Source organism: Fibrobacter intestinalis, from assembly GCF_900167415.1.
GTDB classification, from domain to species: Bacteria; Fibrobacterota; Fibrobacteria; order Fibrobacterales; family Fibrobacteraceae; genus Hallerella; species Hallerella intestinalis.
The window spans coordinates 1-18325 of record NZ_FUWU01000060.1 but is presented as its reverse complement, the minus strand read 5'-3'; the positions used below and the strand labels follow the sequence as shown (position 1 = coordinate 18325).

20 protein-coding genes are annotated in these 18325 nt (G+C 47.6%); 1 reads left to right on the top strand and 19 read right to left on the bottom strand.

Features of this window, described 5'->3' with window-relative positions; all coding sequences use genetic code 11:
- The 3 genes from pgi to B5D40_RS16175 form a co-directional block, all read right to left on the bottom strand.
- Nucleotides 1–1554, bottom strand: a 1554-nt coding sequence (gene pgi, locus B5D40_RS12825; protein ID WP_078777230.1) for a glucose-6-phosphate isomerase, incomplete at its 3' end; no start/stop codon positions are given.
- A gap of 276 nt (nucleotides 1555–1830) precedes the next feature.
- Complete coding sequence (locus B5D40_RS12820) at nucleotides 1831–2094, bottom strand: FISUMP domain-containing protein (protein ID WP_233134338.1); 264 nt, start codon at nucleotides 2092–2094, stop codon at nucleotides 1831–1833.
- 1 nt (nucleotide 2095) lies between these two features.
- A complete protein-coding gene (locus B5D40_RS16175; RefSeq protein WP_233134337.1) occupies nucleotides 2096–2260 on the bottom strand; it encodes a hypothetical protein in 165 nt (54 codons plus the stop codon).
- 262 nt (nucleotides 2261–2522) lie between these two features.
- On the opposite strand from B5D40_RS16175, the gene B5D40_RS12810 reads away from it, so the two are divergent.
- Complete coding sequence (locus tag B5D40_RS12810; RefSeq protein WP_078777227.1) at nucleotides 2523–4457, top strand: YgiQ family radical SAM protein; 1935 nt, start codon at nucleotides 2523–2525, stop codon at nucleotides 4455–4457.
- On the opposite strand, the gene B5D40_RS12805 is transcribed toward B5D40_RS12810, so the two are convergent.
- The 16 genes from B5D40_RS12805 to B5D40_RS12730 form a co-directional block, all read right to left on the bottom strand.
- Entirely contained in the window at nucleotides 4454–5647 is a 1194-nt protein-coding gene (locus B5D40_RS12805; protein ID WP_198951086.1) for a DNA recombination protein RmuC, read from the bottom strand. The genes B5D40_RS12810 and B5D40_RS12805 overlap by 4 nt on opposite strands.
- Before the next feature lie 229 nt (nucleotides 5648–5876).
- Complete coding sequence (locus B5D40_RS12800; RefSeq protein WP_369832888.1) at nucleotides 5877–6218, bottom strand: transposase; 342 nt, start codon at nucleotides 6216–6218, stop codon at nucleotides 5877–5879.
- Between the two features lie 131 nt (nucleotides 6219–6349).
- Complete coding sequence (locus B5D40_RS12795; protein WP_078777224.1) at nucleotides 6350–7024, bottom strand: hypothetical protein; 675 nt, start codon at nucleotides 7022–7024, stop codon at nucleotides 6350–6352.
- An 83-nt stretch (nucleotides 7025–7107) separates the two neighbouring features.
- Nucleotides 7108–7917, bottom strand: coding sequence for a glutamate racemase (gene murI, locus B5D40_RS12790; RefSeq protein WP_073302605.1), 810 nt, complete (start codon nucleotides 7915–7917; stop codon nucleotides 7108–7110).
- Between the two features lie 2 nt (nucleotides 7918–7919).
- Nucleotides 7920–8381, bottom strand: coding sequence for a hypothetical protein (locus B5D40_RS12785; RefSeq protein ID WP_078777223.1), 462 nt, complete (start codon nucleotides 8379–8381; stop codon nucleotides 7920–7922).
- Nucleotides 8378–9292, bottom strand: coding sequence for a hypothetical protein (locus B5D40_RS12780; RefSeq protein ID WP_078777222.1), 915 nt, complete (start codon nucleotides 9290–9292; stop codon nucleotides 8378–8380). Before B5D40_RS12780 ends, B5D40_RS12785 begins: the two co-directional genes overlap by 4 nt.
- Before the next feature lie 10 nt (nucleotides 9293–9302).
- Nucleotides 9303–9827, bottom strand: a complete 525-nt coding sequence (locus tag B5D40_RS12775; RefSeq protein ID WP_073302609.1) for a hypothetical protein — start codon at nucleotides 9825–9827, stop codon at nucleotides 9303–9305.
- A 76-nt stretch (nucleotides 9828–9903) separates the two neighbouring features.
- A complete protein-coding gene (locus B5D40_RS12770) occupies nucleotides 9904–11037 on the bottom strand; it encodes a class I SAM-dependent RNA methyltransferase (RefSeq protein ID WP_078777221.1) in 1134 nt (377 codons plus the stop codon).
- Nucleotides 11034–11894: an ATP-binding cassette domain-containing protein gene (locus B5D40_RS12765; RefSeq protein WP_073302611.1), complete on the bottom strand. Its 861-nt coding sequence runs from the start codon at nucleotides 11892–11894 to the stop codon at nucleotides 11034–11036. The genes B5D40_RS12770 and B5D40_RS12765 overlap by 4 nt, the downstream gene beginning before the upstream one ends.
- Entirely contained in the window at nucleotides 11891–12118 is a 228-nt protein-coding gene (gene xseB, locus B5D40_RS12760; protein WP_078777220.1) for an exodeoxyribonuclease VII small subunit, read from the bottom strand. Before xseB ends, B5D40_RS12765 begins: the two co-directional genes overlap by 4 nt.
- Nucleotides 12115–13515: a UDP-N-acetylmuramate--L-alanine ligase gene (locus tag B5D40_RS12755; protein ID WP_233134336.1), complete on the bottom strand. Its 1401-nt coding sequence runs from the start codon at nucleotides 13513–13515 to the stop codon at nucleotides 12115–12117. Before B5D40_RS12755 ends, xseB begins: the two co-directional genes overlap by 4 nt.
- A gap of 116 nt (nucleotides 13516–13631) precedes the next feature.
- On the bottom strand, nucleotides 13632–14492 hold the full coding sequence (locus B5D40_RS12750; RefSeq protein WP_078777218.1) for a hypothetical protein: 861 nt from the start codon (nucleotides 14490–14492) through the stop codon (nucleotides 13632–13634).
- Nucleotides 14493–14610: 118 nt separating this feature from the next.
- Nucleotides 14611–15378, bottom strand: a complete 768-nt coding sequence (locus B5D40_RS12745) for a DUF3108 domain-containing protein (protein ID WP_158222195.1) — start codon at nucleotides 15376–15378, stop codon at nucleotides 14611–14613.
- Between the two features lie 7 nt (nucleotides 15379–15385).
- Entirely contained in the window at nucleotides 15386–15853 is a 468-nt protein-coding gene (gene purE / locus B5D40_RS12740) for a 5-(carboxyamino)imidazole ribonucleotide mutase (RefSeq protein WP_078777216.1), read from the bottom strand.
- Nucleotides 15841–17124, bottom strand: a complete 1284-nt coding sequence (purD, locus tag B5D40_RS12735) for a phosphoribosylamine--glycine ligase (RefSeq protein WP_078777215.1) — start codon at nucleotides 17122–17124, stop codon at nucleotides 15841–15843. Before purD ends, purE begins: the two co-directional genes overlap by 13 nt.
- Nucleotides 17125–17385: 261 nt before the next feature.
- A complete protein-coding gene (locus tag B5D40_RS12730; protein ID WP_158222194.1) occupies nucleotides 17386–18180 on the bottom strand; it encodes a glycosyltransferase in 795 nt (264 codons plus the stop codon).
- Nucleotides 18181–18325: the final 145 nt, after the last annotated feature.

Sequence of the window (18325 nt, the reverse complement as noted above, 5' to 3'; positions counted from 1 at the left end):
GCCGAGTTCAACGCCCCACTGGTCGTAACTGTTGATGTTCCAAATCACGCCTTGTACAAAAATCTTATGTTCATACATGGCGATAAGAGCACCGAGAGTTTCCGGGGAAACATAATCCATCATAATGGAATTCGTCGGCTTATTGCCTTCAAAAACCTTATGCGGAGCGAGGAATGCGATTTCCTCTTCCGTTTTTCCCGCCGCACGAAGTTCTTCCGCAGCTTCATCCAAAGTCTTTCCGTTCATCAGCGCTTCCGGCTGCGCAAAGAAATTGGAAAGCAGTTTCTGGTGGTGGTCGCCGACCTTATTGTGGCTATTCGCCGGAGCGATAAAGTCGCAAGGAATCATTTTCGTTCCCTGGTGAATCAGCTGATAGAAGGCGTGCTGACCATTCGTTCCCGGTTCGCCCCAGAGGATCGGACCAGTCTGGTAGTTCACGCGCTTGGAATCGCGGTCAACGGTCTTGCCGTTCGATTCCATATCGGCCTGCTGGAAGTAGGCGGCGAGGCGATGCAAGTACTGGTCGTACGGGAGCATGGCATAGCTCGAAGCGTCAAAGAAATTGTTGTACCACACGCCGATAAGGGCGAGAATCACCGGGAGATTCTTTTCCACAGGAGCATTCTTGAAATGTTCGTCCATTTCATAAGCGCCCTGGTGCAATTTCATGTAATTGTCAAAGCCAATACGGAGCGCGATCGAAAGACCGATAGCCGACCAAAGAGAGTAGCGACCGCCGACCCAATTCCAGAATTCAAACATGTTGGCGGTGTCAATGCCAAATGCGGCAACCGCTTCGGTATTGGTGGAAAGAGCCACAAAATGTTTTGCAATGGACTTTTCATCACCGTTAAACGCTTTGAGAACAGCGGCCTTTGCCGTTTCCGCATTCGTCATCGTTTCCAAAGTCGTAAACGTTTTAGAAGCCACGATAAAGAGCGTTTCTTCAATGTTCACTTTCTTGAGGGTTTCGGCCATGTGAGTGCCGTCGATATTGGAAACAAAATAGACTTCGGGAGAATATTCGCCGTCAGCGGGTTTGTCTGCATAAGGCTTCAACGCTTCGGTGACCATCACCGGACCGAGATCGGAACCGCCGATGCCGATGTTCACCACATAACGGATTTTCTTGCCCGTAAATCCAAGCCACTTGCCCGAACGAACCAAATGCGTGAAAGATTTCATGTGTTCGAGAACAGCGCGAACTTCTGGCATCACGTCCTTGCCATCGACGCAAATCGGATCATTTCCCTTATAGCGGAGAGCGGTATGCAGGACGGCGCGTTTTTCCGTCGTGTTGATTTTTTCTCCAGAGAAAAATTTCTGGCGCATCGCATCAAATTCGGCAGCAGGCAAAAGAGCGCGAAGCTTCGCCATCACGTCTTCGTCGATCAGGTTCTTGGAATAGTCCAAGAAAATTCCGCAGGCCTCGGCGCTGAACTTTTCGGCACGCTTCGGGTCTTCTGCAAACATCTTGCGCATATTCCAGGTCTTCGCTTCCGTCGCTTTCGCAGCGAGAGCTTTCCATTCAAGAGATTCCGTCAGTTTCGACATAGAGTAATCCTTTCCGCAAGTGCGGGATATATATATCAAGCCCCAATTTAGAAAATTTTCAACATCAATCCTTTAGGCAGCGGACAGAAAGCCCTTCACCTTTATCATTCAGATCAAATCTTCCAAAGTCGTCCCTTGTGCCATAAAACTCCAAATTCACGCTCGTTGAATAGGAAGACGAGTAAATTTTGAAATTCGGGTTATCGGCCCTGCCATTTTCCGCAATCCAGAAATCTTCAACATGCCAACCTTCAGGGCATCCTCCTCGGATTCTCCCTATCGACTGAATGGTATCTTGACTGCTAAATCGGCAGATGGTATCGTAAGGAAATTCAAATTTTGCGCCATCCATTCCTGTTCGCCAATTTTGACCGTTCTATAAACCTGATTGTCCCTTTCATCCAAAATTTCCCCATATTCCACGTCGGGATTCAAATATGCCGTCGTAACGCACTTGTACAACTTGCAATCGTATTTGACAGACGGGATGTATGCAAAATCCTCCGTCAGCATTCCCGCTACAAATTGAGAATCTATCATATCAAACCGCTTTGTACATGCCATCGAGCAACTGAGGATTGTCCAAACTTTCCAAATTCGCCTTGTATAGGAAATTCCTCGCATATTCCGTCGGTTCCATTTCGATAGGAATCTCACCCAACATCGCTTCCATACGAAAAGAACTCCGAAAGCGCTGAAATCTCATCGCTAAAATTTGGCCAACCGCTTTCCAAAAGAGGCGGCACTTCGCAGCCAGCATAAATACGGGAAGAACTGCTAGCTTCAGTACTCGATGAGGATTCATTCAAAGAATCACTGAATAAAAGTTCTTCTTGTGCAGAAGAAGAGTCGTCGTTTCCACAGGCAAGCATCAAACCACAAAAAAAGAAACAATCGCTCCTACCAAAATTTTGTAAGACATTGAACCGCCATCATTTTCGTTAAAGATAATTTTTATTTTTACGCTTATGGAAACTCTCGATTTTTTACCGATTTCCAAAGAAGACTTGGAAAAACGGGGCTGGGATTTTGTTGATGTCGTCGTCATTTCTGCGGACGCTTATGTGGACCATCCTTCCTTTGGGCACGCTGTCATTGCGCGCTTGATTGAACACGAAGGGTACCGAGTCGCCGTTCTTCCGCAACCCAACTGGCGCGACGACCTTCGCGATTTCAAAAAATTGGGAAAGCCCCGCTTATTTTTCGCCATCTCCAGCGGCATGGACAGCATGGTAAATCACTATACCGCCGGGAAACGCTTGCGCAGCGACGATGCTTTTACCGCCGGAGGAAAAGCGGGTTTTCGGCCCGACCGCGCGACGACCGTCTATGCAAAAATTTTAAAACAGCTCTACCCCGACGTTCCCATCGTTATCGGCGGTTTAGAATCCAGCCTTCGTCGCATTAGCCACTACGACTACTGGGACGACAAGATTTTTCCACCGATTCTCGCCACAACGAATGCCGACCTGCTGATTTACGGTATGGGCGAAAAGCCGATGAAAGAATTGCTGCACCTGCTCAAAAAAGGCGTTCCCTTTTCAAACCTCAATTCCATCCCGCAGACGGCATATCTTGTCCCCAAAGGACGCGTTCCCAAAAACAAAGAGTTTGAAGATTTAAAACTCCCCAGCTACGAAGATTGTCTGCAAAGCAAAAAGACGCAATTTGAAGCTTTTCGAAAAACAGAAATCGAATCCAATAAAATCCACGCCAAACGCATTTTGCAAGACGTCGGAGAAACCACAGTCGTCATCAATCCGCCCTATCCTCCGCTCGAATACGGCGAATTGGACGAAAGTTTTGAATACCCGTATATGCGAGCACCGCATCCCCGCTACAAAAAACGCGGGCCCGTTCCCGCTTTCGAAATGATCAAATTTTCCATCACCTCGCATCGCGGCTGTTTTGGCGGTTGCAGTTTTTGCGCGATCAATGCGCACCAGGGAAAATTCGTCGCCAGCCGTTCCAAGGAAAGCATCTTGCGAGAAGTGGAATTGCTCACGCAAATGCCGGGATTCGCCGGAACGATCAGCGACCTCGGAGGCCCCAGCGCCAATATGTACAAAATGCGAGGAAAAGATCGCAGCCGTTGCGAAAAATGCGCACGACCCAGTTGCGTATTTCCCCGTATTTGCGACAATATGAACACCCGCCACCAGGAACTGACCGAACTTTATCGGGAAATTTCCAAACATCCAAAAATCAAGCACTTGTTTATTGGCAGCGGCGTCCGATACGATCTTATTTTACAAGAAACGACGGACAAAACCCTTCTGGCCGATCACCTCGACTATGCAAAAGAACTCATCCGTAACCATGTCAGCGGCAGATTAAAAGTCGCACCGGAGCACACCTCGGACAGCGTTCTCAGCCTAATCCGCAAACCTTCTTTCGCCCTCTTTTACAAATTCAAGGAATTTTTCGACAAAGAAAGCGCGGCGGTCGAAAAGAGACAGCAAATCATCCCCTACTTTATTTCCAGTCATCCGGGCTGCACCGAAAAGGACATGGCAGAACTTGCCCTCGAAACCAAGCAGTTGGGATTTCGGCTCGAACAGGTCCAAGACTTTACGCCCACACCCATGACCATCGCGACCGAAATGTATTACGCAGAAACCTATCCCGATGGAAAACCGCTCTACGTCGCCAAAACCGCCGAACAAAAAAACAATCAAAAGCGTTTCTTCTTTTGGTATATTCCCGAAAATCGCATTTGGATTCAAAAAACGTTAGAGCGATTAAAAATGGGAAAGGTTTCCAGACTGCTCCTTTCCCGAACTTCTTACAAAGAAGGCCGCACCTACGAACCCAGCAAGGAACGGGCGAAAGAACGGGAACAAATCAAAATGGACAGGCGCAATCGCGCCTATTTCCGCAAGCACGAAAGCAAAAAGCGCTAACTTTCAAGTTCCGGAATCGGATGGCGGGCATTTTGCCGGGCACCGAGTTTTTGAAGTTTCGAGCAAGTCTGCAAAATGCTCTTCCCATTCGGCAAAAGATATTTTTTCCCTTCTTCATAAGCGGTTTGTGCGGAATCGAGTTCCGAGCCGATTCTACGGTAACGCTCCATAAAAATCCCAACGCGTTCCATCAGTTCATTCGCCAATTCATAGACCTTTTCGTGATTTTCCTTTTGCACAATCTGCGTCCACGTGAGATTGATGATTCGCAATGCCGCATAAAGTGTCTGTTCGTCGGCGATATAGACGTTCCTGTCCATCGCTTCGCGCCATAAGTTCGGTCTAACGTTAATCGCCGTCCAAAGTGCTGCCGTATGCGGGACAAACATGATAACATAATCCATTTTTACCCGTGGCGGTTTGATGTACTCGGCATAGTTCTTTTTGGAAAGTTCTTTCACGTGGTTCAACAGGCTGTCAATGTGGGCATTCAAAAATCTTTGCCTGTCCACTTCATTTTCGGCGTTCACATATTCCATATACGCCGACAGAGAAACTTTGGAATCAATCACCACTTCCCGCTGCTTATCCAAATGCAGAATCACATCGGGCCGAAGTGTGGAACCGCCATCCGTTCGCACCGCGTTTCCATTTGCATCGCGAAGAGTCGCCTGCACATCATAATGTACGCCTTCCGTCAGTCCCTGCGATTGCAAAAGCTCATTCAATATCGTCTCTCCCCAATCGCCCTGCACTTTGCTCTGGTGCTTAAAAACCTTTGAAAGCTCTTCCGCGCTTAATTTCGCCGCTTCGCTCATTTTCATCGCATTTTCAATCTGCGTTTTCAAAGCACCGCTTAAATTGCTTTGTTGCATACTCGAAGCATCCATGGCCTGTTTCATTTTTTCCATCGTTTCTTTTAGCGGATTCACAATGCTCCCCATGCATTCCGCATTGGTTTTAGAAAATTCCGATTGCTTGGTTTTGAGCATTTCATCCGTGGCGATTTTCATTTGCGCCATCACTTTTTCCATTGTTTCGTCAAAACGCTTCTGCTGTTCCGACAACGCATTTTCCGAAAGCTGTTTTTGCGCATAAAAACGCTCTTCCGCAAGGCGAAGCTGCGTCCGAAAATAGACGACAACCATCGCCATCATCGCTATAGCAACCAAAATCACAGAAACCAGCATTTTCCGACCTCCTCGCATTCATCCTAAAGGCATTTTTTCCGAAAAATAGAAATTTCCGAATCGCATTCATTTCGCAAAATCAAGCCGCCTGTCATTCATGGTTCCAAAAAAGATTCCCGCCGGCATAGCCCTAGGATACTAGCAACGCGTAGCACGCGTTGACGGTTCTGACACTGGCGTTCGATCCCTACTGGCAGCCCGTAAACGGGCTATAGTTTACCCATCATGGTCAACTGTTCCCCAAATAATCTTCATCCAGCTGATGCTTGATATAGTTCGCTATCCTGGCCGCATTTTTGCCAGCCGTGTCAACATAGTAGCCGCTACACCAAAATTCCCTGTTCCTGTATTTGAACTTCAACTCGGGAAAGCGTTCGTACAACTGCAGGCTGCTTTTCCCCTTTAAGAAGCCCGCCCCGCTGGACACGGCATACTTGGACGGGATTTCCAGCCGTCTCTCTCCGTAAAACACCTTCCGCCTGAATTTTGGCGCGAACACTATGTGGTATTTGCAGTTCCAGCTCGTATGAGCCATTGTTTTTATTGTTGTGATGCAGTGTACAGACTGCATCGTAAAATTAGCTGGAGGATTTTTCATCACCGCCAAAAGGCTTCTTGGAACCACCTGCCTAGCTGATGGTTTTCGGTTTATACAACAACAAAGGCGCCCCAAAGGAGCGCCTCTGAAAGGAGAAAGCTTTTTTACTGTTGCGGTTCTTCCGCAGCAGCTTCATCCTGTTGCTGAGCCATAAAAGCCTTTTTAAACTCTTCGACAGTCGCGATATATTCGTCGATTTTGTCGTCGCGGGAATCCAAGTGGTCCAAAATGATTTTTGTATGCTCTTCACTGAAAACCGTTTTGAGCTGACGATTGGCATGTCCCTTGTATCCCCAATCCTTAAGGCGTTCATCCGTCAAAACGTAACAATCCTGGAGTGAAACAAAATGCATCGGCCCCTGAACGGCGATATCCTTTTCCAAAAGCATGCATTCAGGCTCTTCCGCACCCGGAGTGGACATATACGACTGGATATGACGAGAGCGCACATCCTTCGTATTTTCAATCTTCATATAGCCCATAATCAAATACTTGCCCTTATAGTCCGGATCGCCGCCTTCATAGCGGGTGCCGAAAAGAATATAACGGCTCTTATTCGTCTGCACAATCTTGTTGATCGCTTTCACGTTGCAGCAAGAAACAAATCCATAAGTAGATGTTTCGTAATTCGGCTCCGAAAAAGCTCCCTTTCCATTTTCATTCATCTGATCACGGACAGGAACGACTGTCAGGTGACTGGTTTCAACATAAAGAAGGCTACCCATATTCTTACCACGGAAGCCTTGCCAACCGGTCAAGTTGATTTGTATTTGCGACATAATTCGTATTTCCTCAGAGTAAAAGCATTAAAAGCGGACCAAGAGTGGTTCGTTTTTCCCTCTCCAAGATATAAAATTATCCGTCAAAAAGACACATTTTTTGCAAAAACGTTGCTTTCTCCGAAAAAAGTGGCTCCTTTACTGAAAAATTCGGGGGTATCAGTCGTCAAAAACTCCACTTTACCTCGCCGAGTCAAGCGATTTTCGATTTCTGGATGTCGCCGCAAGTAATCAACCGTTTTTCGAGCGACGATTTCACCTTGAGACACCACCTGTACATAAGGAGGAAGGGACTCCCGAATCAAGGGCGAAAGCAAGGGGTAATGCGTGCAAGCCAAAAGTACCGCGTCGATCTGCGGGTCCTTTTGCAGTAGAAGACGAATGTCCCGCCGGACAAAAAAACGCGTTCCGTCGCTATCGACCTCTCCATTTTCCACCAACGACGCCCAGAGAGGACAAGCCTGCTGCGTAACCTGGAGCTGCGGGAAAAAACGAGCGATTTCCAGCAGATAGCTGCCCGACGCAACCGTGCCCGACGTTCCTAAAATTCCCAAATGCCCCGTCTTGGAAAAAGAACCCGCATCTTCCGCTGTCGGTCGGATGATTCCCAGCACCCGATTCTTTGGAGCCAATGTCGGCAAATCGCGCTGCTGAATGGTACGAAGGGCCCGAGCGCTAGCCGTATTGCAAGCAAGAATCACCAGCGGGCAGCCCATTTCAAAAAGTGCTTTGACCGCTTGAAGCGTATAGCGATAGATCGTTTCATACGATCGGGAACCATAAGGTGCGCGGGCATTGTCCCCCAGGTAAATAAAATCGTAATCAGGAAGAGCTTTGCGCAAATCATGAAAAATAGTCAGGCCGCCAAAGCCCGAATCGAAGACACCTATCACCGCTACCTCCGCATTTGGGACTGCGCCTTGCGAATGGAATCCTGCAAAAATTCCCCGGGAAGCAATTGGCCTGGAGAAGTCCTCTCGTCGTTCGGGTTGCCGTTCCGAAAACGAGCGCGCGTGGTGGATATCGCCGTTTCCTTTTGCAATTCGGAAAGATATTTTTCCCAATCCTGCAAAGATTCGTCCAAATCGCCTCGAGCTTGGAGCATACTTGTCCGCAGCAATTCCAGTTCTCGCATCTGTTCGCGCTTCATTATCCAAAGTTCCTCTTCTTCGGGCAAGCGTTCGATATTGAAAAGCAAATTCAGGTATTTGTTTTCGGCGTCGATATAAGCTTTATAAGCTTCCTTATACATATACGCTCGATCCTCGGCCATGACCTGCTGCGCCGACTTGGTGCCACCACAAGAAACCAGCACCCAAAGCGTTAGGGCAAAGAGAATGCGAGCAAAAACTTTCATTGTCTATCCGCCGAATCGAGTACCGTATAAAGGCGTTCCAAAGTCGTATTGCTTTTGAATGTCGCCGTATCGCCCGTTTTCGGATTCACCATGGTATGGATTCCCTGCTTGACTTCTCTTTCCTGGCAGGGAATTCCCGTTTCCGGATCCAGAGTGACCCAATAGGCGGTTTCATATTCCGCAGAAAGCCCTTTGTGATAAGCCTGAAAACGTTCTGTTCCGATTTTGCTGTTTACATGCTGTTCCCAGATGTAATACGGAAAATTTTCCTTTTCTTTCAAGTAAACCGTATAGCCCAAGCATTTGCGCCTGTCCAAATTGTGAAAGCCGTCTGTGACTACGGAATCGATTTGAATCAACGCAAATTGAAGCCGCCCTCGCTCCTTCAAAAGCGAAGTGATATTTCCCTTTTCCGGAACCTTGCCCACAAGCAGATGGTCCATTTCATAGCGGTGCCGTTCCTGCCGTTCCAGGTGTTTTACATAATCCGGGTTCAAAAGCTGATCGCGCCAACGCTGGGGCATCGGAATGCGATACAGCAGCGAATCGTATTCCTCGGCAAAACCTTTGACTTCAACCGTGCGCTCCGCCAATCCCTTTGTAATCACTTCGGGAAGCCGCCACTGGAGCTCCGCCGGGTGCGAATTTTTCAAGTAGCCTCGGGACCTGTCGATTTCAAACTGGCGACGAATCACAAGGGTATCGCCCACCTGCGAATAATCCAAACGGACATAATCGGCGACAATGGTCCCCACTCGTTCAATACCGCCCAAATCCATGGTTGAATAAGTGCTTTCCACATACAAATCCACGGGAACGGATTGGGACAATTTGTAATTGACTTCAACCTCCGAAGAGCAGGCGCAAAAGAAAAGAAAAGAAAGGGCTGAAATGCAAAATTTCATATTCATGCGTGTAAAACTATTCTCCGTCTATTTTCTGGCTGTTGAGAACCACGCGGATCTGTTTTTCCAAAAGCACCGTTCCTACATCACCATTGGAAAAACGAAGGGTGAAAGAGCCTTCCTTGGCATGGAAAATTTCTGCGGCGTTAGCAATGCCGCCATGCCGATGGGAAGAAACTAGAACCGTGTAAGAATCCTGCTTGCCATTTACCGTGCTGGTTTTAGAACCAATGACCTTTCCCGATGCGTTGAAAATCTCCCATTTGATCTTTGAAAAGTCAAAAGCTTTGCCGTAACGAAATTGCATTACAAATGGATCGGAAGAATGGAAAACGCTTCCCGTATCTGCCACTACAGAACGATTCTGGATAAATTCCTTGCCGGTAACTATCGTCATCGGCTCCGAAGAGCACGCCGTCCAAAAAACGACTGCGGCAAACAAAGCCAAAAAATGAATTTTTTTCATGAGCGAGACCCTTTCCTTTAAAACAAAAATGCGGTCCAAAACAAAACGCCATCTGTCGGCCAATCGCATTTCCATTTCAAATGAAAATTACAAAATTTGAAATCCTTTGTGGAACCGGTTCTTTTAGAGCTCCTGTAGAACCGCCTTCTTTTTAAACGGCTTTCAATTCCAAAAACATTTCAAAATGAGGAGTCTGCGGATAAAAGGCAAAACCTTCCGCTTTGACAATGGAATAGCCTCTCGCTAAACTTTTGAAATCGCGTGCAAGAGTCGCTGGGTCGCAAGAAATATAGAGCAACTTTCGGGGTTTCGCCTTTAAAATCGCCGAGAGAGCCGTCGGTGGCAAACCTGTTCGAGGCGGATCGACGATGAGAACGTCTGCTCCGGAAGCATCATTTTGAGCAAGCCAATCCTCCGCCGGAGAAGAAATGTTTTTTGCCTTTGGAACATTTCGATTGGCATGAATCCGCGCATTCGGATCCCTTTCCACCGTCACAATCCGCTGAAATTGATTTTGCAGAATAGCAGCAAAAAAACCGATTCCGCTAAAAAGATCGATCAAATAATCCCCACTACCCGCCGATTCGCGAACCGATTTCACCAGCTCCGGAAGCAGCTGTAAATTCGATTGAAAAAAACAGCTGGCGTCCATAGAGAGATTCACATCGGCCACTTGCACCGAGTTTAGCGCAAGACGCTGAAATTCCGGACTTCGCATTCCTTTGTAATAGCAGGCTATTTTTCCTTTTCCGTTATCAAAAACAGACAATTCGGGAACTTGCGGCAACTTTTTTTCGGCAATCGCCCGATTCAAAGCCGGAGTGAGAATGGGACATTTTGAAACGGGAATCATCCTGTGGCTCTGCGCTTCCCGAAATCCATAGCCACCTCCAACACGAACCAATCTGGCCCGATTGCGATAAGCATAAGGATTTCCCGAATGGATTTTCCAATCCGGCGGTAATTCCGTTCCAGCAAAGCGGCGGAAAAGTTCATTCACCGACAGCCGATAGGAATCCAGCTGAAATTCCATAGAAGCGTGCCCCATGGAGCAACCACCGCAGCGACCATAAAAAGGACATTCCGGTTTTGTGCGAAAAGGCGAAGCTTCTAAAACTTTTTGAACACGTCCTTTGGCATAATCCCGTTTTTGCTGGAGCAGTTCCACTTCAACAAGCTCTCCCGTAAGAGCCCCCGACACAAAACAGACGCGACCATCTTCCAAATGCGACAGGGCGTCCCCGCCCTGCGCCATTTTTTCCATACGGAGAGTCACGATATTCATAGAGAAGAAACGGCATCCATCGCAGAAAACCACTCGGCATCCAATAGCGGCGAAACTTTGGGAGGCCTTTCAAAATCCAAGGTCGGAACGCTCGCAATCAACGCCTGCGTATAAGGATGCTGCGGATTTAACAAGACATCTTTCACTGTTCCTCTTTCCATTTCGCGGCCTTTATACATCACCAGAACTTTGTCTGCAAAAGAACGCACCGTGAGAATGTCGTGCGAAATGAATACCAGCGAAATGCCCAATTCCTCTCGAAGTTTTTCCAAAAGTTTTAAGACCTGCGCTTGCACCGAGACATCCAAAGCACTCGTCACTTCGTCGGCGACAATGACTTTCGGTTCCAACATCAACGCCCGGGCAATGCCAATCCGCTGCCGTTGTCCACCCGAAAATTCATGCGGGTATCGCTCCAAAGAATCCGCAGGCAACCCGACCAGCTCCAATTTCATTTTCGCTTTTTCCAAAGAATTCTTTTTGGATTCTCCACGAACCAGCAAAGGATAGCTTAAAATCTGCGCTATCGTCTGCCGAGGATTCAAACTGGAATACGGATCCTGAAAAACCATTTGCACCGACTGGCGGACTTCGGAAAACGCTTTTGGGGATTGCACATCCACATTTTTTCCAAATACGGAATACGTTCCCGAGCGCCAAGGCAAAAGACCGACCAACGCCTGCGCCAATGTACTTTTGCCGCAACCCGATTCGCCGATAATCGCCAAAATCTCCGCTTCGTCCAAATCTAGCGAGATATTTTGCACCGCTTTTAAATAATTGGAAACACGGGAAAATACACCGCTCCGCATCGGATAATAAACGGAAATATCCCGAACCCGCAACGCTTCACTCATTCTTCCGCAGGGTCCTTTGCAGTCTCTTCGTTCAAATCGGAAAGAGCCTTTTGCACATTTTTTTCCGTATCCGAAAGAATGGTCTTGCATTCTCGCAAAAGTCGGGTAGCCTCTTCCACTTGGCTGGCCAATTCATCTACGCTCACATCGCTCTGATCTATCTTTGTCAAAATCTCTTCTAGGCGGTTCATCGCATTTTTATAACGGTTATTCTGTTCACTCATTTAGCTAGTTCCTCTGCAATTTTTTGGGCAAAGTCCGAAAGGCTCGGATCGCGTGCGCCCATCACAAGAATCGTATCGCCAGGCTTTGCGAATTGCACCATTCGATGTCCGCATTCCAAACGTTCCGCACTGTAGTGGGCATCGACATTTTTAGCGAGCAAATCCCGGACCAAATCTTCCGACGAAATATCCCGGGAAACAGTTCCTCCCGCATAATAAATTTCACTCAAAAAGGCGGCATCCTGGGAACGCAAAGCTTCCGAAATGGCCTGCACCAAATCATTTCGTAAAAAACGAGTCGGTCCAAAACCATGCGGCTGAAAATAGGCGAGAACTCGACCCTTTGTAAAATCCTGCGCAGCCCGAATGCTTGCCGCAATTTTTGCCGGATTATGCGCAAAATCGTCCACGACAGTAACGCCATGAAAAGTTCCCAAAATCTGATGCCGCCGATGAATCCCCGCAAAGGACGACAGCGCATCGGCACACTGCCGGAGTGAAACGCCGACTTTTAACGCCACGGCAATCGCCGCTAGCGCATTCATCATATTGTGGCGCCCCGGCAAAGGCAATTTACACGATACCAATTCTCCTTGATGGCGAACTCGGAAAGCAATCGAATAGCCTTCGGGTTTAAAATCCATTCCTTGAACGCCGGCCTTTGCTTCCAAGCCAAAATCATCCAGGTGATTGACGCTAAACGCATTCGCCAATTCATCGGCTTCATTCACAATCAGCGTTTTATTTTTAGCGGTGATATTATTCGAAAAAGTCGCAAAAATCTCTTGCAGTTCCGCAATTTCCTTGTGGTCCTTCCCGATATTCAAAATGACGCCGATTTCAGGGGAATAACGCACCAATGTACCATCGCTTTCATCCGCTTCGGCAACAAGCCATTCCCCACTTCCCGTAAAGCTGTTTCCGATTCTACCCTGCTTTTCCAAAGACACAAGGGCGGCACCCGAAAGAATGGAAGGAGAAAGTCCGGCTTCATGGAGAATATGCCAAATCATTCCTGTCACACTGCTTTTTCCGCTGGTCCCACTGACGCAAATCGTCTTTACGCTTTCCGAAATTTTGGCGAGCATTTCGCTGCGGTGCATCCGAGGAATGCCTAGTTCCAAGGCCCGCTTGATGTCCGGATTGGATTCTTCAATGGCTGAACTGACAACGATTGCCGAAAGATTTTTTTGAATCCCGGAACCATCCTGCGGAAAAACCTTGACTCCCGTCATTTCCAACTGCGCGCGTAAAGCGTCTCCATCCGCGCTTGAAAATTTACGGTCAGAACCCGAAATCGAAAAGCCTTTGCCCGCCAGATATTCCGCAATGGCGCTCATGCCCGAACCGGCAACACCGACAAAAAAGAAAGATTGTTCTTGAGAAAGCATAGACATATTATAGAAATAGATGAAAAAGGTTTCAAACCGATTTTAAAAATCGTTCGCAACTCGGAAAACAAAAAATCCCCGCCGTTTGCATTGGCAGGGATATTTTTTAAGCCGAGTAAAATTTAATCGTCCTGGTATTTCTTTTCGCGTTCGCGCCGACGGATTTCCGTCGCATCCGGGAAGAATTCCGGCAGGGCAAACCCGATGGTAATGCCAAAGACCAAGCCGAATTTAGAAATGCCGTCCGAATCGATGACACGGGAAATCGTTTTACCGGTAACATCTTTTTTATGGGAATCGTCGTAAGCATTCGGCGCGTAATACATACCGATGGCAAATTGGAGATAATACCATTCATTCGTCAGGTAGGTGATGAGAACGTCGAACTGGAAACCCGTCGTCATCAAAAGTTCACGAGTGAAATCGTTGTCTTCGTTCGCCGTAATATCATGGTCATAATAGACCGTTCCATAAGACACGGAAAGACCCAAATGCAGCGGATTCTTCGGGAAGAGATAGTAGTTCAAACCGACCTTCCAGCCCGTTCCGCCTTCCAATTTGTAGTCCGAGAAATCCGGGTCGTCTCCACTCGGAATAAAACCAAACGCTCCGTACAGACCCAAATGCCAACGGGTAATGTATTCCGCTCCAAAACCGAAGCCCATGCCGATTCCCGTCTCTCCCATAACCGGCTGGCGTGAACCCGCACCGAGTTCAAAAATCAAACGGTCTTTCAACCAGTCGCGACGACGAATGTTATTCGCAAATTCGTCCAATTTTTGATCCTTTTCAAATTCCGCGCGTTTGGCACGATCTGCAGCACGGGACGACCTCGCCGAAGATTGAGCTTCTTCATCGTCGTCATTGGCAGCCGTATATGCCGCCGTATTCGGAGCAGATTCATCCTCGTAGGAATCATTGTCGTCTTGAGCAAAACCGGCTACTGCCAGAGCAAAAAACAAGATGCAAACTTTTTTTAACATTTCTAAAATGCCTCTATTTTTAGAGATAGAATAGTTCCGCATTCAATATAGTTTATTATTCGGAATGTAAACTAAATTATTTGTGTAAAAAGAAGTTGCCAACCCCCAAAAAATTCCCTTACTGGGCATTTCCTTGCCGAAAATGCACCAATTCCCCTTTTATGGAGCCGATAGGGATTTTAACCCGCATCAAGACAGGCAATCGACGTTCATCATCCGTCAGCCAGATGAAAAGCCTTCCAGAAGCCTGAAATGCGCCGTCGTCCCCTAAAACCGGCTCCACTTTAATGCAATCAAACTTGCCGAGATCCGTTTCCACAGACTCCTTTCCATAGATAATCACGCGCAATGAGTAGCGTTTTTTCCCGCTTACCGCCGAAAAATAAGTATCCTTTTTTCCCGAAAGATCCATATTGCGCACACGATAGAACGCCGAAATGATGCAATGTTCGTAACCGTTCAGCGATATGGTCGTATCCACCCTTGATTTTACATCTTGGCGACGGGCATTTGTAAAAACCGTGTCGGATAAAGTCGCTTTCAAATTTTTGCGGTCGAAAAGGATTTGCGAAGTGCTGTGATAAGAACCTTCGTTCAGAATTTTTTTGAACGACTCCGGGAGGACATTGTTCCCTTTGGAAATCGTCCGAATCGTATCGGCAACCGGGTAAATGGATTTAAATGCGCCATTGTTGCGAGCGACACTTTCAAAAAGGAACTTCCCATCTGAAAGCGGAGTGGCAATCATATCAGCCGAGCCGGCGGTAACAAAACCCCAGCTCAAGCGAAAGGAAAGCTGTTCCCCGTTTGCCCAAGGAATTTTTACCGCATCGTCCGAAAAAGCCAATGCGGTCAAAAGCAGTGCGCCAAGGAGAATCCTTTTCACAAAATCCTTAGATGTCACCGAGGGATTTACGATATTCCGCAAGCTTCTGGCGAATTTCCGAGTTCAGAAGGGCCAGAATGGAAACCGCCAAATAAGCCGCATTCTTTCCATTGCCAATGCCAACTGTCGCAACCGGAATGCCCGAAGGCATCTGCACGATGGAATGGAGCGCATCGACTCCCGAAAGAGGACCGCCATCTCCCGGCACACCGATTACCGGCAACGTCGTGTGCGCGGCAAGCGTCCCCGGAAGAGCCGCCGCCAGTCCCGCGATACCTATCAGCACTTTTACGCCGCGGGATTCGGCTTCTTTCGCGTACTTCGCCGTTTTATTCGGAGTGCGATGTGCCGAAAGCACGTTGTATTCCCAGGCAATTCCGAATTCATCGAGGACGCCGGTTACTTTATCGACAATCGGTTTGTCCGACGCGCTACCTGTAACAATTCCAACCAGGGGATTTTTTACTTCTTGCATCTTGCCAGTCCTTTTTGTCCAATGTCTTTGCGATAGAACGCTCCTTCAAAGCGAATTTTTCCGCAGGCTTCATAGGCTTTGTCCAAAGCGGCCTGAAGATCCTTGCCTGTGCCCACGACACCGAGAACACGGCCACCGTTGGTGAGCAACTTGCCGTCTGCCATCTTGGTTCCGGCGTGAACGACCATCGCCCCTGTCGCTTCGGCATCTTCGATTCCGAAAATTTCCTTGCCCTTTTCGTAGGAGCCGGGATAGCCTTCGCTTGCCATGACGACAATCGCCGCCGATCCCTTGGGAGCCTTGGGAGCTCCGAGCTTTGCCAGTTCGCCCTTTTCCGCCCCATCGAACAAGGCGAGAACGTCTCCGTCATAAACCGGAAGCACCACCTGGCATTCCGGGTCGCCCAGACGGCAGTTGTATTCCACCACTTTCGGACCGTTCTTCGTCACCATGATTCCCACATAGAGAACGCCCGTATAAGGCGAACCTTCGGCAGCCATTCCCTTCAGGGTCGGCTCGATAATTTGGGATTTGACCGCCGAAAGAATTTCCGGTGTGACGACGGGAGCTGGAGTGTAAGCGCCCATTCCCCCGGTATTGGGACCTTTGTCGCCGTCAAAAACGCGTTTGTGATCCTGAGCGGAAGAAAGCAAAACGTAATCCTTGCCGTCGCAGACCGCGAAAAGCGAAGCCTCTTCGCCTTCCATAAACTCTTCGATGACCACCGTCTTTCCCGATTCGCCAAACACCGCCTTGTCGCCCAGCATCTCTTCCACAGCGGCGGTAGCTTCGGCATCCGTCATGCAGACGACCGCCCCTTTACCTGCGGCCAGCCCCGAAGCCTTCACAACAATAGGCGCCGGATGCGCTTTCAGAAAATCCAATGCGGATGGCAAATCCGTGAACGTCTCGTAAGCGGCAGTCGGAATGCCATATTTCTTCATGAAATTCTTGGAAAACGCCTTGCTGCCTTCCAAAGCCGCAGCCGCAGCCGTCGGACCAAAAGCCCGAAGCCCCCGAGCACGGAACTCATCGACCACACCAGCCACCAAAGGAATTTCCGGCCCGATAATCGCAAGATCCACCTTTTCCGCTTCCGCCAAATCGGCAAGCGCCTTGGTGTCAGCCACGTCCACAGGAACGCAACGGCCCAAATTCGCCATGCCCGGATTGCCCGGCGCACAAATGAGATTTTTACACAACGGCGATTTTTTTACCGCCAACGCGATGGCATGTTCGCGGCCACCGCTACCGACAACGAGAATATTCATAAAAACTTCCTTTTATTTCGTATGGCAATTTAGAAAAATCGCGTTTCCTGCAACAGAAGGGTGAGGGATTCTTACTCATTTCAAAGGAATCTTTATGCACTTTCTACAATGAACTCCACCACATTCATAGAATTTTCAATTAAAATTCTGCAATTATTTGTTACACTCGTTTTAGTTTTTAGCAAGGGGCAACAAAAAGGCGCTTTCTCTTAAAATTTGACATGTTTGTATATGCGCACTATCAATAAAAATCTTTCACCATTAATTTGAATTCTCTAGCGCATATTGAGCAATTTTCTGTGCCGTCGGATGCTCTGCTTCCATTTTACGGAATTCACTACTTAATTTTTTTAGATTCCGCAAAGACGTGTAATCTTGTAAAATCTGGTTGATAAAATAGCGTAGGCATTTAGGCTTGAGGTATTCAATATGGAATCTATTCTTGATACCACAGTCCTCAAGCCTAAGGGCATTATCCATCTGGTCTTTTCCAAGTGGTAATACAAGGAAAGGAACTTCATAATAGATACACTCCTTGATTGTTGCAAGACCACCATGAATTATTGCACAACTATTTTTCTTACCTTTCGCAGCAATCGCCTGAAGAATTTGCCTTTGTGGAGCCCAACCGCACACCGTCACATTTTCATATTCGTCCCAGTGATTTTGAATGAGAGTCGAACCCACACATAAAATTAGATGGTAATCTTTCATGTCAGAAGACTGCATTGCACTCATCATCGCCATAAACAAAGTCAAAGCACTTTCCGTGTAATCCAGAACTTGAGAACCGGCTGTAACATAGATGAGGTTTTCCTTTTGCAGAATTTCATCCCAATCCAAGCCGGAAGAATCGTCCTCGATAGTTCCCAGCTCCTTGGTAATGCAGGGTTCTCCATACGAGACCATATCTCCATGAGTATAATGTGCGTAATCAAAATTTCGTGGACAGGGTATAAATTCAGGGAAGCTGTTTAATGGTTCGGCAAATTTATCAAGAGTTATCCCATAATCAATCATATAATCATCAGGATTACACAAATCTTTTGCAACCATATTTAGTCGTCCCTTAAAATCCCGCCCAGCCCGCATAACTATTGGGAAAAACTGATTTCTACCCTGTGAAAATATTGCAAGGTTTTCTAAAATATGACTGAAAACCTTGCATTTTTTTCATGTACAGACCGCCAAAATCCCACGC

What these genes read in the sequence shown, in the direction of transcription:
- B5D40_RS12755 (WP_233134336.1), bottom strand. Translation starts at nt 13,515, where the DNA reads ATGTCTATGCTTTCTCAAGAACAATCTTTCTTTTTTGTCGGTGTTGCC.
- B5D40_RS12765 (WP_073302611.1), bottom strand. Translation starts at nt 11,894, where the DNA reads ATGAGTGAAGCGTTGCGGGTTCGGGATATTTCCGTTTATTATCCGATG.
- B5D40_RS12775 (WP_073302609.1), bottom strand. Translation starts at nt 9,827, where the DNA reads ATGGAAATGCGATTGGCCGACAGATGGCGTTTTGTTTTGGACCGCATT.
- B5D40_RS12810 (WP_078777227.1), top strand. Translation starts at nt 2,523, where the DNA reads ATGGAAACTCTCGATTTTTTACCGATTTCCAAAGAAGACTTGGAAAAA.
- B5D40_RS12750 (WP_078777218.1), bottom strand. Translation starts at nt 14,492, where the DNA reads ATGTTAAAAAAAGTTTGCATCTTGTTTTTTGCTCTGGCAGTAGCCGGT.
- purE (WP_078777216.1), bottom strand. Translation starts at nt 15,853, where the DNA reads ATGCAAGAAGTAAAAAATCCCCTGGTTGGAATTGTTACAGGTAGCGCG.
- B5D40_RS12805 (WP_198951086.1), bottom strand. Translation starts at nt 5,647, where the DNA reads ATGCTGGTTTCTGTGATTTTGGTTGCTATAGCGATGATGGCGATGGTT.
- B5D40_RS12800 (WP_369832888.1), bottom strand. Translation starts at nt 6,218, where the DNA reads ATGCAGTCTGTACACTGCATCACAACAATAAAAACAATGGCTCATACG.
- B5D40_RS12770 (WP_078777221.1), bottom strand. Translation starts at nt 11,037, where the DNA reads ATGAATATCGTGACTCTCCGTATGGAAAAAATGGCGCAGGGCGGGGAC.
- B5D40_RS12785 (WP_078777223.1), bottom strand. Translation starts at nt 8,381, where the DNA reads ATGAAAGTTTTTGCTCGCATTCTCTTTGCCCTAACGCTTTGGGTGCTG.
- B5D40_RS12795 (WP_078777224.1), bottom strand. Translation starts at nt 7,024, where the DNA reads ATGTCGCAAATACAAATCAACTTGACCGGTTGGCAAGGCTTCCGTGGT.
- purD (WP_078777215.1), bottom strand. Translation starts at nt 17,124, where the DNA reads ATGAATATTCTCGTTGTCGGTAGCGGTGGCCGCGAACATGCCATCGCG.
- B5D40_RS16175 (WP_233134337.1), bottom strand. Translation starts at nt 2,260, where the DNA reads ATGAGATTTCAGCGCTTTCGGAGTTCTTTTCGTATGGAAGCGATGTTG.
- xseB (WP_078777220.1), bottom strand. Translation starts at nt 12,118, where the DNA reads ATGAGTGAACAGAATAACCGTTATAAAAATGCGATGAACCGCCTAGAA.
- B5D40_RS12730 (WP_158222194.1), bottom strand. Translation starts at nt 18,180, where the DNA reads ATGGTTGCAAAAGATTTGTGTAATCCTGATGATTATATGATTGATTAT.
- B5D40_RS12780 (WP_078777222.1), bottom strand. Translation starts at nt 9,292, where the DNA reads ATGAATATGAAATTTTGCATTTCAGCCCTTTCTTTTCTTTTCTTTTGC.
- B5D40_RS12820 (WP_233134338.1), bottom strand. Translation starts at nt 2,094, where the DNA reads ATGATAGATTCTCAATTTGTAGCGGGAATGCTGACGGAGGATTTTGCA.